This is a genomic window from Lentimicrobium saccharophilum (genome assembly GCF_001192835.1).
Lineage (GTDB): Bacteria > Bacteroidota > Bacteroidia > Bacteroidales > Lentimicrobiaceae > Lentimicrobium > Lentimicrobium saccharophilum.
Genome location: NZ_DF968182.1, coordinates 1,047,309 through 1,064,656, shown reverse-complemented (window position 1 = coordinate 1,064,656; position 17,348 = coordinate 1,047,309). Strand labels below are relative to the sequence as shown.

General features: G+C 49.1%; 9 protein-coding genes. 6 read left to right on the top strand and 3 right to left on the bottom strand.

Annotated elements, in window-relative coordinates; all coding sequences use genetic code 11:
• Window positions 1–33: 33 nt before the first annotated feature.
• On the bottom strand, window positions 34–2,748 hold the full coding sequence (locus TBC1_RS03810; protein WP_062038757.1) for a T9SS type A sorting domain-containing protein: 2,715 nt from the start codon (window positions 2,746–2,748) through the stop codon (window positions 34–36).
• Window positions 2,749–3,490: 742 nt separating this feature from the next.
• Between TBC1_RS03810 and TBC1_RS03800 the strand changes: the two genes are divergently transcribed.
• The 6 genes from TBC1_RS03800 (at window position 3,491) to TBC1_RS03775 (ending at window position 13,318) form a co-directional block, all read left to right on the top strand.
• A complete protein-coding gene (locus tag TBC1_RS03800) occupies window positions 3,491–4,153 on the top strand; it encodes a hypothetical protein (protein WP_062038751.1) in 663 nt (220 codons plus the stop codon).
• A gap of 295 nt (window positions 4,154–4,448) precedes the next feature.
• On the top strand, window positions 4,449–5,927 hold the full coding sequence (locus TBC1_RS03795) for a pyridoxal-phosphate dependent enzyme (protein ID WP_062038748.1): 1,479 nt from the start codon (window positions 4,449–4,451) through the stop codon (window positions 5,925–5,927).
• A 119-nt stretch (window positions 5,928–6,046) separates the two neighbouring features.
• The gene (gene thrC, locus TBC1_RS03790; RefSeq protein ID WP_082189469.1) at window positions 6,047–7,294 is read left to right on the top strand and encodes a threonine synthase; all 1,248 of its coding nucleotides are present in this window, start codon (window positions 6,047–6,049) and stop codon (window positions 7,292–7,294) included.
• Window positions 7,291–9,867, top strand: coding sequence for a selenium-dependent xanthine dehydrogenase (xdh, locus tag TBC1_RS03785; protein ID WP_062038745.1), 2,577 nt, complete (start codon window positions 7,291–7,293; stop codon window positions 9,865–9,867). The genes thrC and xdh overlap by 4 nt, the downstream gene beginning before the upstream one ends.
• A 365-nt stretch (window positions 9,868–10,232) precedes the next feature.
• Entirely contained in the window at window positions 10,233–11,504 is a 1,272-nt protein-coding gene (locus tag TBC1_RS03780; protein WP_062038742.1) for an amidohydrolase family protein, read from the top strand.
• A 566-nt stretch (window positions 11,505–12,070) separates the two neighbouring features.
• Window positions 12,071–13,318: a glyceraldehyde 3-phosphate dehydrogenase NAD-binding domain-containing protein gene (locus tag TBC1_RS03775; protein WP_062038739.1), complete on the top strand. Its 1,248-nt coding sequence runs from the start codon at window positions 12,071–12,073 to the stop codon at window positions 13,316–13,318.
• Window positions 13,319–13,456: 138 nt separating this feature from the next.
• Here the strand turns inward: TBC1_RS03775 and TBC1_RS03770 are convergent, their stop codons facing one another.
• Both TBC1_RS03770 and TBC1_RS03765 read right to left on the bottom strand, forming a co-directional pair.
• The gene (locus TBC1_RS03770) at window positions 13,457–13,744 is read right to left on the bottom strand and encodes a hypothetical protein (protein WP_137305409.1); all 288 of its coding nucleotides are present in this window, start codon (window positions 13,742–13,744) and stop codon (window positions 13,457–13,459) included.
• A gap of 812 nt (window positions 13,745–14,556) precedes the next feature.
• Entirely contained in the window at window positions 14,557–17,187 is a 2,631-nt protein-coding gene (locus TBC1_RS03765; protein WP_062038733.1) for a T9SS type A sorting domain-containing protein, read from the bottom strand.
• Between the last annotated feature and the right edge of the window lie 161 nt (window positions 17,188–17,348).

Genomic DNA, 17,348 nt, shown 5'->3' with positions numbered 1-17,348 from the left:
CTCCGAAGATCCTGCATTTGAGTCAGCTAACTGTCAGTTCCGCACGAGAAGCCTGTTAATGGCTCTGCCTTCTGCTGTAATACGGCAATTATAGACACCTCTTGCAAGCTGACCAGGATTGTAGCTTAGCTTCTGAATGCCCCTGCTGCAGTTTTGTTCAAAAGGCAATGCAACCAGCCTGCCCGAGAGGTCATACAATTCTATTACAACCTTTCCGGCATTTTTCAGTTCAAAATCAATCCTTATCACTTCCGAAGAAGGATTCGGATAGATAATCAGTCCGTCATCCGCGCTTGCCACAGGAGTTTCATAACCGGTTGACAACAGGTACTCATAGGCGCCGATGTCTATCCGGCCATCTCCAATCCTGATATTTCCGCAAAGGCAAACGTCAGGCAGGTATTCATGGCAAAACCATGCAGAGGTATCCGGTGTTCCGGCATTCCAGCAAGGTGAACTGTTATTGCCTAGGGCATAAGGAAATTCACCCTCCCCGGTAAATTGCGGGTCCCGTTCAATATTGAATAAGTAATCGCCATTAAAATGAGCACCGCCGAAACCTCCGAATCCTGCTGAACCAAGCTGAATATCGCAATAATAAAATCCCGGATGCGAACCGGCAGTACCCAGGTAGACTTCTTTACCAAAATTTGCAGAATTGTTCCAGAGGATTGAATTGATAATAAACGGATTAGAGCCAAAGGTACAATGCAGGGCGCCCCCGCGGTCAGCGGTATTCTCTGCAAATGTACAATTCGTAAACAGGCCGTCCCCGTTCATTCTGAATGAAACGGCACCACCTGCCTCGGCCTGATTACGGGCAAAGAGACAATTTGAAATAACAGGCTTACTGTCAATACTGACAGTTATTGCGCCTCCTTCTTCAGCGACATTGTCAAGAAATTCGCAGTTCTGAATTAAAGGTTTTGAATTAATCATTGCTAAGGCGCCGCCCACAGGAATATATCCGAGAGGATTGAAATCAGCATGGTTGTTCCTGAACAATGTATTGGTGATGCTGAGTTTACTGTAGTCGCTCATCCGAAATGCACCGCCGCAGTTGTAGGGAGTTTCCCCCTGTGCCTGCGAATGTTCAAAAATACAATGGTCAAATTTTGATGAGTCATTGGATTCCGGGGGGGAGGCAAACTGAACTCCACCCCAATAAAACAGCGGATTTGAACGGGTGAAGACGACCGGTTGTCCGGCAACACCACCTGCAACAATACTCCCCTGTACATCGAAATGTAACTGCCCTCTTACTTTAATCTCCACCCCCGGCTCAATCGTGAGCACCGAGCCATTCTCAATCATCACATGGTCATCAATAAAGTAAGGGGAATGATCGGCAGTCCATATGCCACTGACAGGGCTTGCGGAAATGAAAGTAGCCTTGTTATGCTCACCCGTCAGGCTGGCTGATACTACTTCCCACAGTCCGCCAGAGCGCCCGTTGGCATTAAATTCGCTACCGGGGAGGCGGATCAGGCAGGATGTTTTCAGCAACAGATAATGACTGCCAATATCTTTCATCATAGACCGGGCTACCAGGCCTGCCTGTTCTGATACTGAGATATTGTAAACCGGAGAAAATGACGATTTACAGGTCCAGTCGTTAGTGTACTCCACGATTTGGTTGGTATCGGCCAGCATGACAAGAATGGGCTCACCACTAAGTTCAATCACCAGATAATTGTTGTAAAAATTGCTCCAGTGGTGTGATCCGGAGTACCCCCAGTCATTCCCAAAGATATCAGGGCCGAGGCTTGAGAGGCCGGTTTTTACTTTCAGGTCACTGGTCAGGTATCCGCAACGCATAAGCTGCAATTGTGTATTTCTAAAGCCGGTATATCCTTCAGTGAAGTGGGCAAAAGCGGCACCGCTGTGGGGGTCTATACCGCCATAATCGCGTGAAGCCGTGTAATAGAAGAAATTATTGTGCCCGACACCCTGAGGCTCAGGACCGGAACCATCGGCATTCCAGCCTGCCAGTCCCTCATGATCGTTTGCAAGTCCGATAAGCGGCATTTCAGGTTTCCCTCTTTCAAAGTAACCGGAAATATTGAACCTGCCACCAGTGCGGCCATTACCACTTAAACCGGAGTGGAAATCAATGGAAGTACCAATGAATCTTAATTCATCTTTACCCAGGTCTGCAAGAAAAGCCTGAGCAATCTCCCTGAAGTTTGCGGGACCAGCTCCGGAAATATCCCTGACGGGTGCATATCCTGATTCACTCGCCCTTTGACCAGAATACTGATTAACAATCAACATGTTGTAATCAAGAATTAAATTCAGTATCCCATGGCCATCCACCAGAATAATCAGGTGGGCATGATAATAATTTGAAAACGAGTTACCGTCAATAGAAAACCAGTCCAGTCCTTCGATGTCATCGCCCAGGTCTGACAATGTACATTTAACCTGTACATCAGCCAGTGTATAGTTATATTGCAACAGCTTTTCATAAAACTGCGGGAATCCCCTGATGTTCGTTAAATGTGCCATTGCTGAACCGGGGTTGGGGTTTATTCCGTTGTAATCAGCGGATGCACAATAGTAATACCAGGCGCCTGACTCAGAAATGTGGCCGGTGGCGGCCGGTTCAGGACCGGTTCCATCGGCATTCCAGGCATAAATACCCTCATTTTGCTCCACCAGGCCCTGCATGAAAATCTGCGCATAACCTGCTCCTGTAAAACACATTAAAGCGCAGCCGATAAAAATCAAACGTAACTTTTTGCTCATGGTAACCTCCTTTTTTTATGGGTTTACAGTTAAAATGATTATAAAGTTAGCCTGTATAAAAAGGGGAGTTGAACACGATTTATCAATGCCGGGGCCGGATTTATATTCGCCCGGATTTGACCAATAAACGCAACGAAATCCTGATTCAGCGGACCGTATTACAATGAAAAACTGCTTCAGTGAAAGGATAATCCTTTTCAATGAAGCAGTTTGAAGCATCGGATTATCCGGCCTATTAATTACCGCCATTTTGTTTCTCTGCAATTCTCCGGCCTCCGGAGAGAGCAGATAAGTGCCCGGCCGTAATGAAGAAATATCAGCAATTACTTTATGCATACCTGCAATCATCTTTTTTAATTGATTACCGGCAATTTTACTTATCCGACAACTCAACCGGAAAAATATTGCTCACACCTGTTAAAACATATAGCCAATCCGACATTTGCATGGCTGCTTAACCGGCTGCTTTCAGCATAAAAACAGTTTTCAGGAGGCAATCTTCATGCGGGCCTCACCGCTGAAACTGTTTAAACAACCTTAAAGAGCAATCCTATTGTAAATAGAATCATCACAGGAATCAAGCAAACATCCGGTCTGTCTGCAAAAACATATAATTTACCCGCACACCGGTGAAAATACCTGCATGCAACATCGTCTATCAATCCGGATTCACAATTCCGGTTCCCTTGTTTGAATTATCACTTTTTTTTCTTATATTGCGGAAAACAAAACCAGTGAAATCATGAAAAAGGTGACAACATTATTATTCACGATCCTGATTTGTACTAACCTGCCGGCCCAGCAGAAAGGGGATACTGTCAGATTGTGGACGATCTATCCGGGTTATGTCATTACACTTGAAAACGATACGATTCACGGCTTTATCAAGCTCAACAACTATATCGACAACCAGCGGAAAGCATTGTTTTACAACAATCCGGACGATGAAGAATATGCTGTCAGGTATAAGCCCAAAGACATTAAAGCCTATAAAGTGGGGCCCAGATATTATGAGAGTTTTAAATTCTGGCCGGAAACCGCTGCCAGGGGGGTGCATTTTTTTCTCAGGTTAATTGAAGGTCCGGTCACTTACTACAAGTGGTACTATGAGTCACCGGAAGATTCGAAAAAACGGATTGTGGTGGATGAGGAAAAACAAAAGATCACTAAAATTGACCTGAGTTTCAGTGAGGAGAAACTATACACTGAATCCATCTGCATAAAAAACGGCGGTGAACCGGAGAAGCTCAGTACCCTGAATTTCAAAAAAACCATGAGTAAGTACCTGGAGGACTATCCTGAACTGTCCGCAAAGGTAGCCGGCAAGCAGGAAGGATACAGGGCCTGGGATATCGAAAAGATTATCAGAGAATACAATGAGTGGTATACTAAGAATCACAGGTAGTAAATCCTTGATAATTCGGGCAGAATACGGCGGGGGTTCCTGAAGCGGCGGCAACGGATCATGCCAGGGTAAGGCCACCGCTGCATTCCGGAACAGCCTTATAACGAAAATTCATACATCCGGCCAATGGCCTGTAACAGGAACCACGAAGCAATCGCCGGCCGGCATGACTTTATGTCCAGGTTTACCCATAAGCATTCATCCCAGAATTCATTTATAAATATCTGTGTTAAAAAGGCCTCCTTATGCATCTATAACAGATTTACATTTTTAACTTTGTGTAAAATTGTGTTCTATGATTCCTGTTACCGACCGTGTAGTTAATGCTGTTTCGCGCCGGAAAGCCATTGATCGTTTCCGTGAAAAGCAGATTATCCTGCCCACATTTGCTCAAATGCGCAATCCGGAGCTTATTCCCGGGAAGATTAAAGATTCTCTGAAAAATATTGGTCTTTGGGATCTCCATCCCCTGAACCTCTTTCGCATTACCTGGAAGAACGAACCGGTGGAAAGCGGCGGGTTGTTTGGTGGGGTCAACTTTCTGGAACTACCCACGGTACTTACGGGGGTTGATGCGAGGATTATCATGCTGATCGGCAAGTATTTCCCCACAGGGTCACATAAGGTTGGCGCGGCCTATGGTTGTCTGGCGCCCCGCATCATCAGCGGCGAGTTTGATCCTTCATATCACAAAGCGGTTTGGCCGTCTACCGGCAACTATTGCCGCGGGGGCGCTTTTGATTCGTGGCTGATGGGCGTCACCGCAGTGGCCATTCTGCCCGAGGAGATGAGCCGGGAGCGGTTTTCATGGCTTGAAGATATAGGCGCCGAAGTGATTGCCACTCCCGGATGTGAATCAAACGTAAAAGAGATCTATGATAAGTGCTGGGATATTCGAAGAAACCGGCCAGATTGCGTGATCTTCAACCAGTTTGATGAATTCGGCAATCCGGCATGGCATTACAACATCACTGCCCCGGCCATAGAAGAAGTGTATGATGCCCTGAAAACCGGCAAAAGTCAACTCGCCGCCTATGTTTCAGCCACCGGATCAGCCGGGACCATCGGTGCCGGTGACCGCCTCAAAAAACGCTTTCCGGCAATGAAAATAGTGGCTTCCGAAGCCCTGCAATGCCCCACGCTGATGCTGAACGGCTTTGGCGGACACCGCATTGAAGGCATTGGCGACAAACATGTGCCATGGGTACACAATGTCAGGAATACCGACATGGTAACAGCCATTGATGATGAGGACTGCATGCGGGTTTTCAGACTTTTCAATGAGCCGGACGGACACAAATACCTGAAATCCTGCGGTCTCGACCAGGGCATCACTGAGCAGCTTCACCTGCTGGGTATTTCAGGAATCGGGAATCTGCTGTCGGCCATAAAAACGGCCAAATATTACGAAATGAACAGGAATGATGTAGTAATTACCCTGGCCACCGACTCAGCAGATATGTACCGGTCGCGCCTGCCTGAACTGGAAGCTGAAAAAGGGCCCTACACTATGCTGCAGGCGGCTAAAGACTTCGAAAAGTGCATATACGGCCAGGCATGCAACAACCTCAGGGAACTGGGGTATTATGACCGGAAGGCCATTCATAACCTTAAATATTTCACCTGGGTGGAGCAGCAGGCCAAAGAAACCGAAGACCTGAACCGGCTTTGGTATGACCGTGAAATCTGGGAAAAACAATTCAACCAGGCGGAGAAATGGGATGAGATGATCGAAGCTTTTAACGAAGAAGCAGGCGTATTGAAAAACATGTAAACCGGACTTCAGAAACCAGTCTTGCCGGTGGTAAGAGTGCTATGCAGCTATCATGACAAGTGTGCAGCAAGGGAGTCACCCCTGAGAAGCATCAATATAACCAGAAAAATACACGCTGTATGAATTCAAAATTCAGCTATCAGTGTAACGATTGCGGCAGAGAAATTCCCGGCGAAGGCATTGTTTACCTTTGCAGCGAATGCGCCGGCAGACAAAAAGCCGGGCAACCACCTGCCGGCATCCTGAAGGTCATTTACAATCCATTGCTGCTCCGCGGACTGACATTCAAAAAACTTGAAGAAAACCGCTTTATTGACCTTCTGCCCTTCAACGATACCCGAAGTCTGCCCTTTCTGCGAACCGGCAACACCCCGTTGTACCGGATATCCGGCCGGGAAACAGCAATCAGGGGACACGAACTTTTCATTAAAGATGATTCTCAGAATCCCACATTTTCGTTCAAAGACCGCGCTTCGGCCGTGGTATCCGCTTTTGCTAAAGAGCAGGAAATCAGCACCATCGTTGCAGCCTCTACCGGCAATGCCGGTTCATCCCTTGCCGGGATGTGCGCAGCCCAGGGCCAGAAAGCCGTAATCTTTGCCCCGGCTTCGGCACCGGCAGCAAAACTTACGCAAATACTGATGTACGGGGCTGTGCTGGTTCCAGTGAATGGCAATTACGACATTGCCTTTGACCTGAGCATCGAAGCAACGAAACATTTCGGCTGGTATAACCGCAACACAGCTTATAATCCCCTGACCATCGAAGGTAAAAAGACGGCAGCTTTCGAGATTTACAGCCAGCTGGGACACCGGATTCCCGACCGCATCTTTGTCCCGGTCGGCGACGGGGTGATCATTTCCGGTATCTATAAGGGTTTTGAAGATATGCTGAAATCCGGAATCACTGACAGCATGCCGGAGATCGTTGCCGTACAGGCCGAAGGCAGCAGTAACCTGGTTGACAATATAGGAAAGAAAGAGTTCAACTATACACCCTCCTCCACCCTGGCCGACAGCATTTCGGTGGATATTCCCCGGAATTTCAGGATGGCGGAGAAATACCTGCTCCAATACAAAGGCAAAACCCTTAAAGTGAGCGATTGGCAGATCCTCGAAGCATCACGGCAACTGGCCGCGCAAACGGGCCTCTTTGCTGAACCGGCTGCTGCCGCTGCCTATGCAGGATATCTCCTGACCTGTGCAACGGGAATAACCGGGAAAGGCAGTATAAATGTCTTGCTGCTGACCGGGAGCGGGCTGAAAGACCTGAAATCAGTTCAGCCACTCCTGCATATCCCTGAAGCCGTTAGTCCTGATATTCATTCTGTTACATCCCTTCTGAAGGAAAATACCGATCTTTTATGATACGCTTTATCCTCAATGGTGCTGATGTGACTTACACCGGTAACCCGGAGAAGAAACTGCTTGATTTTCTAAGGAATGAAAAGCATATCACCTCGGTAAAGGATGGTTGTTCAGATCAGGGAGCCTGCGGTGCCTGCATGGTTGAGATCAACGGGGAAGCCAGGCTGTCGTGCCTGACCCCCATGAAAAAAGTGGACAAGACCGTTGTGAATACCCTTGAAGGCATTCCCGCCGGCATCAGGGATGTGCTTGCCCGCGCCTTTGTGGAAAAAGGCGCTGTTCAATGCGGGTTTTGCAGCCCCGGCTTTCTGATGCGCACCAGAATCCTGCTTCAGAAGAACCCCGAACCCACGCGCGAAGAGATCCGCCATGCCCTTAATCAAAACCTTTGCCGGTGCACGGGCTATGTAAAAATTGTGGATGCCATCGCGGAAGCAGCTTTAAAACTCCGTTTGGAAGAAAAAAATGAAGAACCGCCGGCATCCGCCCATGTCGGCAGCGCTTATCCCAAATATGAAGCGTTTGAAATGGCCACCGGGCAGAAAAAATTCGTCAACGACCTGTTTGTTGACGGGATGCTTTTCGGGGCGCTGCGCTTCTCCGATCATCCAAAGGCTGTCATCAAAGCAATAGACGTTCAGGAGGCAATGAAAGTCAATGGTGTTGTAAAGATATTCACCGCAAAGGACATTCCCGGAGACCGCTACACCGGATTGATTTTCAACGATTGGCCGCTGATGATTGCCGAAGGGGAAACCACCCGGTATATTGGCGATGTGCTGGCGGGGGTGGTCGCTGAATCGGAAGAAGCTGCAAGGCAGGCAGCCGCGCTGATCGAAGTCAGCTATGAAGTGCTGCCGCCCGTTACCGATCCTCAGGAAGCCATCAGGCCCGGCTCTCCCGGGGTTCATCCCGGCAAATCCAATCTGTTGGAAACCTGCAGGATTTCAAGGGGAGGTGATGCGGAAGCGGTAATCGCTGGTTCGGCCTTTGTTGCCCGCGGTATTTACCAGACCCAGCGGATAGAGCACGCCTTCCTCGAAACCGAAGCGGCACTGGCAATGCCCGAAGACAGCGGACTGCACCTGTTTTCGAACGGGCAGGGCATTTATGTTGACCGCCGTCAGGTAGCTTCACTGCTTGGCCTGAACGAGGAGAAAGTCAGGGTAACACTGGTATCTTCGGGAGGTGGCTTTGGCGGAAAAGAAGACATTACCGTGCAGGGACACGCCGCCCTTTTCGCCTGGCTGCTGAAAAAACCGGTCAGGGTTGTTCTCAGCAGGCAGGAGTCAATCCGAATGCACCCCAAACGTCACCCTGTCTATATGGACATGGCCATCGGCTGTGACCGTAACGGTCTGCTGACAGGCCTGAGACTCAATGCCATCGGCGATACCGGGGCCTATGCCTCCGTTGGTACCAAAGTGATGGAAAGGGTGGCCGGTCATGCCTCGGGGGCTTATCATATCCCCTGCGTTGAAGTGGAAGCGCTTACGGTTTATACCAACAATATCCCGTCGGGGGCCATGCGCGGCTTCGGGGCCAACCAGGTATGTTTTGCCCTGGAAGGCTGCATCGATGACCTATGCCGGCAGGGCGGGTTCGACCGCTGGCAGTTCAGGTTCAACAACGCCCTGACCGAAGGCCGGATGACTGCCACCGGGCAGATACTCCGAGGAGGTGTTGGCGTACGCGCTACCCTGGAAGCGATTAAGCCGTTTTACGACAAAGCCCGGTTCAAAGGCCTTGCGTGCGGCATCAAGAACAGCGGCGTGGGCAACGGCATGACCGATTTCAGCGATGTTATCATTGAAATTGTTTCGGAAAACAAGGTACGTCTTTTGCACGGCTGGACGGAAATGGGACAGGGCGTACATACCCTGGCCACTCAGATGCTGTTTGAAGAAACCGGCATCCCGCCTGCCATCGTTGAAGTGGTAGTCGACAGTAAAGCGGGGATCCCCACAGGTATGACCACCTCCTCCCGCGCCACCGCCCTCTTGGGCAATGCCATTCTGGATGCAGCGCAACGGATCAGGAAAGACCTTGAAAGTCATCAGCTGAAAGACCTTGCAGGGAAAAGTTATTACGGCAACTACACCTGCGACTGGACCAACAAACCGGGAGACAATGCCGGGGAGGTCATCACGCATTTTGCCTATGGTTATGCCAGCCAGCTTGTTGTGCTGGATGAGCATGGCAGGATTGAAACTGTTTACGCGGCCCATGACGCCGGAAAGATTATGAACCCCCGGATGTTTGAAGGACAGATAGAAGGGGCCGTGCACATGGGACTGGGATACGCCCTCTCGGAAGACCTGCCGATGACAGGCGGACATCTGGTTTCCGAAGGAATGCGCGACCTGAAAATTCTCCGTGCCAGGGACATGCCTGAAATCGTCGTTTTAGGGGTGGAAGTTAAAGATCCCGTCGGGCCTTACGGTGCTAAAGGACTGGGTGAAATAGGACTGGTTCCTACCGCCGCCGCGGTTGCAAACGCACTATGTGATTTCGACGGGAAACGGAGGTTTTCTTTGCCGCTTGACAGAGAATCCAAAAATTCACCACAATAGATTGCATTGACATAGAATTCTATGTGTCCTATTGTGCCTATGTGGTAAAAAAACTTTAAAAACTCAAGCATGCGGGAAGAAAGGCTCTCCCGGATTACTGACAGAAAAGCTGAAATTTCACCACAATAGACACAATAGGTCACAATAGTTCTTAAATTTTGTCGCCCTATTCGCGGAAAATGGCCGGGACATGGTAAAAAAAACTTAAAAACTGAAGGATGCGGGAAGGAAGGTGCTCCCGGATTACTGACGGAAAAACTGAATTTCACCACAACAGTTCTTAAATCCTGCTCGTCCTTTTCCCGGCAAAATTGGTGGAACAGACCTTGCCTGTGTGGTAACATATAAACTTCAATCATTGAATCATGGCTGTCTTATTAACAAACGGAACCTACATCGATCCGGTAACGCTCAGCTTCACCAGAACCCATATTCTGGCTGGTGAAGGTGCTGAGGAAGGGATCAGTTTTTTGGATGAAATACCGGTCGTTAACAACCACCCTGTTCTTGACTGCTCCGGCAGATACATCACGCAGGCCTTTGCCAATGGCCACCACCATGCCTACTCTGCACTTGCCCGCGGCATGAGGGCGCCAAGGAAAACCCCGGCTGACTTCAACGAAATTCTCCAATACATCTGGTGGACCCTCGACAAATCCCTGGATGAAGATATGATCCGCTCCAGCGCGCTGGTGACCGCCCTGGCCTGTGCAAAAAACGGGGTAACCTTTGTCATCGATCATCACGCATCACCCTTTGCGGTGGAAGGAAGCCTTGAAATCATCGCGGAAGCCTTTGAGTCCGTGGGGCTGGGCCATTTGCTTTGCTACGAGATCTCCGACCGTGACGGAATGGAAATTGCCCGGAAAGGACTCAGGGAAACCGAAACATACCTTTCCCGCAGGCAGGGCCTGATCGGTTTGCATGCTTCCTTCACCGTCGGCAATGAAACCCTGAGACAGGCAGTTGACCTTGCCCGGCAAATGAATTCAGGCATTCATATGCATGTGGCCGAAGATATATCAGATGAAAACCACTGTCTGGAAAACTACCATACCTGGGTGATAGACCGGCTGGCTCAGGCCGGAGTCCTTGATTTCCCGAAAACCATACTTGCACACTGTCTGCATCTTGACGAATACGAGCGGCGGCAACTCTCCGGTTCACCGGTCTGGGTGGTGCAGAATATGGAAAGCAACCTAAATAATTCAGTGGGATTATTCAATTCAAAAGGTCTTGGCGACCGCATTATGTTTGGCACCGACGGCATGCACAGCGATATGCTGCGCAGCGCCAAAGCAGCCTTTTTTTCGGGAAAGAACCACGAAAACATCGACTATGCCGAAACCTACCGGCGCTTCAGAAATGTTGGTAATTACCTGAAAGAAAACGGATTTACTGGTTACAGGGAGAATAATCTGGTAGTAATTGACTACGATTCCCCCACCCCTTTTAACCAGGAAAATTTTTACGGTCACTTCCTTTTCGGCCTGGAATCCAAACATATACAACATGTGATTGCACAGGGAAAACTGATTGTCAGAAACGGTCAGGTGATTACGGTTAATGAAGGTGAAATACTTGAGGAAGCGCGCAGACAAGCCGACAGGCTATGGAAAAAGATGCAGCAAAGCTGACGAAAGGGCTCTTTTATCACGGCCGGGCCATTTTTCCAAAGGATTACCATTCTCTCTTTAAAACTGCCTAACCAGTCTTCTTACTTAATGACTTTTCAGGTCTTCTGCACCATTCTGGGATTTCCGTGATTCAGTGTGCGGATGACTCAGGCGAGACCCGTCTAAGTCAGTCACTTTCAGTTGGAAATTTCATGCAAACAAAAAAAATCATCTTCCTGATTTCCTGATTATTCAACCCACCTCCAGGTTACCTTTGCGCTCAGATGTTATTCTTTTTTATAAAATTTACTTCTTTCAATTAACGAATCAGTGCTTTTCCTGAGGAATTTAATGGCATTCATCAGGCACCTGACACTCAACAAAAACACGGGGCATGCTGTTTAACAAACGTAAGAGCGCTGCATGAATAAAAAATCATTGAAAACCCGGGAAAATCCCTTGTTAAATGGTTTATCCTCAGTATGTTTATCAGCTGAAAGAAAACCGTAGGAAAATTACTATTACACTGTAAATCAAATATATAATAATTCAACCACCAACAACCAACCGAATAAAACACACTGGAAATGGAAAAAGTGAACGGCAAAAACATCCTTGGCATCAACGGAGCCGGGCGTATTGGAAAACTAACCCTGTGGAACCACATCCTGAATAAGCACTTTGGAGGTATTGTGGTAAATGTGGGTCGCGGGGTCGGGAAAAACCTGGAAGCATTGCTCCACAATATAGAGAACGACTCCACTTATGGCTCGCTCAGCAGATTCCTTTATGGCCATTCCGGAAAGCAATGTGAAATCCGTATCATTGACAGCGATCAGAACCTCGTGGAGATCGACGGCATGCCGGTTCAGTTCCTGCAGCAGGCACGCAACCCGCGCGACATTAGCTGGCCGGCGCACAACGTAAGGCTGGTGGTTGACTGCACCGGAGCGTTTCTCGATCCCACCCTGCCCGCCGATCATTCCAAAGGCAGTCTGCGCGGTCACCTGGAAGCCGGGGCTGAAAAGGTTATCGCCAGCGCCCCCTTCAAAATCAAGGATTCCACCCAGAAAATGCCGGCCGATGCCTCCATGATGGTATACGGGATCAACCACCTTGATTTTGACGCGCGCAAGCATCACATTATCTCTGCAGCCAGTTGCACCACCACGGGACTTTCGCATATGATCAAGCCCCTGCTCGAAACCCCGGAGACCTCTACCATCCTGACTGCTTCCATGTCCACCATTCATGCCAGTACCAGCACCCAGAGCATCCTCGACTCGGTGCCCTCCACCGGCACCTCCGATTTGCGGAAAAGCCGTTCGGTGTTCAACAACATCATTATCACCTCAACAGGGGCAGCCAAAGCACTCGAAAAAATATTGCCTGAAGTGCAAAAAATCGGCTTTATGGCCGACTCTGTGCGCATACCTACCAATACAGCCAGCCTTATTATCCTGAACATTACTTTCCACTCCCCCATCAATGATATTGGAGAGCCCGTAGTAACCCGCGAATTCCTGAACCAGATTTACCTGCAAGCTGCCAATGGACCGCTTGCCGGAATGCTGGAGTTCAGCGAAAAACAAAATGTCTCCGCAGATATGATCGGCCGCCGTGCCGCTGTAGTGATTGAAGGGATCGAGACCCATACCCGCACCGGTTTTATGGCGCTGAACCCCGACCTTCTCAGAAGCTTCGGCGTTGAGCTTACGCAGGATATCATGATCCCTGTCTGTCACGCTAAAATATTCGGCTGGTACGACAATGAATTCGGCAGCTATGTGAACATGCTGGGCAAGCTTACCACCTACGTGGACATGAAAATGTAATTGGATTCAGGTCTTCTTTTTTTGCAATTACTTTACCTTGCAAGGCGGACGTCCACATCCGTGCTTACCCGTCCTGTTTGCAGCCCGGGCATGCATCTTGCTTGTCCCGCCCGGGTATGCATGTCTGTACTCTGTATGCTAATCGTATAATTTGAAAGCTTTACCCATATTTGCTTTTTCTACTTTTTGCTTGACCAAAAAGTAGCAAAAAGTCAAGGCTTCCCAAAAATGGCTAAAAACAGGCGAGCTTTTTGGCAGGAAGAAACGAAGGTTGTTACATTCTTCCTCTTCTTGAAACCGATGTACAAAAATCACCTGTGCAACGCCCACCATCATCGCAGGCGTTTCTTCCCTATTTCGCGCTGCCTGTTTTCTTAACGCCATTTTTGGAAGGCCGGTCCCAAATAAACCTGTCAGCGCGGACATCCACATCCGTGCTCATCCTGCTTTTCCCGCCAGATTAAGTTACCTGCTGAACATGTAGGTCTGTGCTCTGTCAGCAAATCATATAATCCAGCCAGCGCGGACGTCCACATCCGTGCTTATCCGTCCTGTTTGCAGCCCGGGCATGCATCTTGCTTGTCCCGCCCGGGTATGCATGTCTGTACTCTGTATGCTAATCGCATAATCTGAAAGCTATACCCATATTTGCTTTTTCTACTTTTTGCTTGACCAAAAAGTAGCAAAAAGTCAAGGCTTCCCAAAAATGACTAAAAACAGGCGAGCATTTTGGCATGAATCCTGAAAATACACCGCGCTCCGCTTGGTGTATTCGCAAAAGAGGCTGTAATCATTCTGTTTGCACATAATGAAACAGCCTCTATGCGGGATTATCCCGACTAAATCAATAAGAATATGTCCAATATTATTAGCTGGTTACAATAATAACCTATTGATTAAGTCGGGCTTAAGTAACGAAGGTTGTTACTGACTTACTTTTCTGAAGTCCTATTTACAAAAATCACCCGTGCAACGCCCACCATCATCACAAACGTTTCTTCTTTATTTTCCCGCAATAGCGGGATTAACGGTAGTAACCAACCAGTTCGCCTTTGGCTCCTGATTGATAACTACCGTTTAACTCGCTGCCTGTTTTCTTAACGTCATTTTTGGAAGGCCGGTCCCTAATTAACTTGTCAGCGCGGACGTCCACATCCGTGCTCATCCTGCTTTTTCTACCTGATGAAGAAACCAGCCGGAAAAAATTAATAAGGGCTCAGAACAAGGTTTAACCGTTATTACAATACCACCTTCCGGCTGATGAATCCCTTGTCGCTCGTGACTATGACCAGGTAAATACCGGAAGGCAAGCCCTGAGTACTTATGCTAGCCGAAGACGCTGCGCCGGTCTTCAGCTGCTTCAGCGTCTGACCGGAGAGGTTCGAAAGTTTCACCTCCGCACCTGCGGGAAGCCCGTCCAGGTGAAGCCTACCGTTGTGCACAATCGTCTGAAGAGGTTTATCTGAAGGCAATTCACCGGTTCCAAGTGTGGAGAAATGGATCAGAAACCGGTCGGGATCATCACCATCTTCTGATAAAAATGAGTAAACAGGCAATTGCGACAGGTTAACCACGGTATTTGTTTTACGGTCGGTGAGGTAGATGGTTGCCCCGGGAATGCTCCGGGTGAGTTCAATGTTGAATAAAGAAGCGCCGTTTTTCATAAATCCGAAAGGGATACACAGCAGTTCATTAATTTCAGGGAGGGTATTCAGGGCGAGGAATGCATCCCAGGTGCGCGAGTAGAACATAGGTGCGAAACCCGGCAGAAAATGCGCGTCAAAATCCTCGTCGAAACCTCCGGTAGCCCGGGGATCAAGCCGGATTATGCTCGACTGGGAAGTTTGACTTTCCATATCCCTGGCTGTGAGCATTATAAAATCTTCCTCAGCACCTTTAAGCAGCGGCGCTGTGCTGTGCACACGTGCATCGGCCGGAATGGTCAGCGTTCCGTCGCCCCTGGTGTAGATCATAAAACCATGCATGGCAGGGATAAGGCCCCCGGTCTGGACAAGAGTCAGGTAACTCCCTTCAGATGAGCTCCATAAATACATCGATGAAGGCGGAATATTTGTTTTTACCCATGAACCGGTATTCCAGTCAATTGCGCTGGCAAACGGGTTCCCTATAAGGTGAAATCCGGAAAATGCACTGTTGCTGGTATTTTCAAGGCCCGTCATGGTGACTGAACCGGTGTTGAGTACGCCTGAAAAAGTCTTTACGCCCTCCTGCTGGTATGCTGCAAAGTAACCTATACCGGGGATAAAGGTGCTGATGTTGCTGGAAGCATCTTTCTGATTCAGCCAGCAATCACTGATCCTGCTCTCGTCAAGCATCAGGAAGTCATAGTCATTATTACTTCCCGTTGGTGTCCAGCTTCCGCTGACAGGTTGAGCGGCTACCGGCGAAGACACCAGTTGCCATCCCTTTCCGTCGGATGCCCAGTCGGCTGCGGATACAAAGCGTCCGGTGGTCGCATTCAGGTTGCCTGATCCGTGAATTAGTGATCCGGTCCCGGTTTCATCAGCGGTGATCACCAATCCCTGCGCGCCTGCATCGTTAAGGAAGAGTCCCTGCACTGTGAGGATTCCCGAAGGGGATATGACAAGGCTTCCCCCCTCCTGTACGGATATTCCTTCAGGGATATGCTGACCTGTAATGGCCGAATAGATAACCGGGTAGTTCATGCATCCCCCGGGGATTATAACGATATCCCGGGCTCCCGGCAACCTCGCCGGGCTCCAGTTGCCTGCATTGCTCCAGTTTTCGGAAACACTTCCGTTCCAGGTAACATAGGATGTTGCGGGAACCTCGCGCAGCGATGGATAACCGTCGTTCGTGGCATCTGTTTGCCATACATCCGAAAAGTCGAAGCCGCTGAGGTTTGTTTGCGATTTCATCTGCACTGTAGTGAGCCCCTTGCCGGCAGCGGAAGCCGGCATACCTGAGGATTGTGTATCCCAGTAAGCATTGACTGCCGTTCCGTCAGCGGCATCCCCGCTTGCAGTATTATTACCCACCAGGCCGCCAATCCCGGTAGCTCCGGTCCCGGTCACCTGGCCCGTTGAATAGCAGCGTTCGATGACGCCCCGGTTTATCATGCACCCGGAAAGTCCCCCGACAGAATAAACATCCCATGTTCCGGTTTTATTTGCGGTTACCGCGCCACGGGCATACGAGTCCACAATAATCCCCTTTTGGTTGCATCCTGTCAATCCGCCGAACTTTTCCGCCTTCTGACCCGGAGCGGGCTGAACACCGGAATAAATAACATCTATATCGGCATAGCATCTCATAATTATAGGATTACCGGCACCACCCGGTGACGCAGCAACACCGTTGTTCGATCCTACCAGCCCTCCGGCTGATGCATCACCCGTTACACTGCGCTTTCCGGCCACCCCGGTAGCCGAACAGCCTTCTATCAGGGTATAGATATTTCCGGTAACGCAACCCGCCAGACTACCCGTACACCGGGCGCCGCGAACATTCACATTTACGAGATGCACATCGCGGATCACAACCGGAGCGGAAGCTGATCCTTCTCCGATATGCCCGAAAAGGCCGATATCGGAAATGGAGGGCTTGCTGATGGTAAGATTTGATATGATTCTTCCATTACCGTTGTATTGACCGGTAAACTTTCCGGACGTACCTCCGCCACCGATGGGCTCCCAATTGCTGATCGCCATCAGGTCAATATCCTGGGTCTGTATAAAGCAACTGCCCGGATAATTCCTTACATTGCCGAGATCGGAAACGGTGGCCACCTGATAAGGGCTGGCAACGGTGCCCAGGCCTCCGCTGAATTGCGCGCTTGCCCATATGGTGAGCAGCAAAAGTAAAAATGAAAGATAGAATTTTTTCATACTTCGGGGGGTATTTAAGTAATTTCAGATTAAAATGACCGAATCAATAACTTGGGATTTCTCCGTAATTTATGCTTATTACTGTCGCTTTGATGCGACGGGCAAACCAAAAAATCGACTTAAATCAGGTTATATTCAATATATTATCTCCTGAAACCCGC

What these genes read in the sequence shown, in the direction of transcription:
- TBC1_RS03770 (WP_137305409.1), bottom strand. Translation starts at nt 13,744, where the DNA reads ATGTCCGCGCTGACAGGTTTATTTGGGACCGGCCTTCCAAAAATGGCG.
- TBC1_RS03810 (WP_062038757.1), bottom strand. Translation starts at nt 2,748, where the DNA reads ATGAGCAAAAAGTTACGTTTGATTTTTATCGGCTGCGCTTTAATGTGT.
- TBC1_RS03795 (WP_062038748.1), top strand. Translation starts at nt 4,449, where the DNA reads ATGATTCCTGTTACCGACCGTGTAGTTAATGCTGTTTCGCGCCGGAAA.
- TBC1_RS03765 (WP_062038733.1), bottom strand. Translation starts at nt 17,187, where the DNA reads ATGAAAAAATTCTATCTTTCATTTTTACTTTTGCTGCTCACCATATGG.
- TBC1_RS03775 (WP_062038739.1), top strand. Translation starts at nt 12,071, where the DNA reads ATGGAAAAAGTGAACGGCAAAAACATCCTTGGCATCAACGGAGCCGGG.
- TBC1_RS03780 (WP_062038742.1), top strand. Translation starts at nt 10,233, where the DNA reads ATGGCTGTCTTATTAACAAACGGAACCTACATCGATCCGGTAACGCTC.
- xdh (WP_062038745.1), top strand. Translation starts at nt 7,291, where the DNA reads ATGATACGCTTTATCCTCAATGGTGCTGATGTGACTTACACCGGTAAC.
- thrC (WP_082189469.1), top strand. Translation starts at nt 6,047, where the DNA reads ATGAATTCAAAATTCAGCTATCAGTGTAACGATTGCGGCAGAGAAATT.
- TBC1_RS03800 (WP_062038751.1), top strand. Translation starts at nt 3,491, where the DNA reads ATGAAAAAGGTGACAACATTATTATTCACGATCCTGATTTGTACTAAC.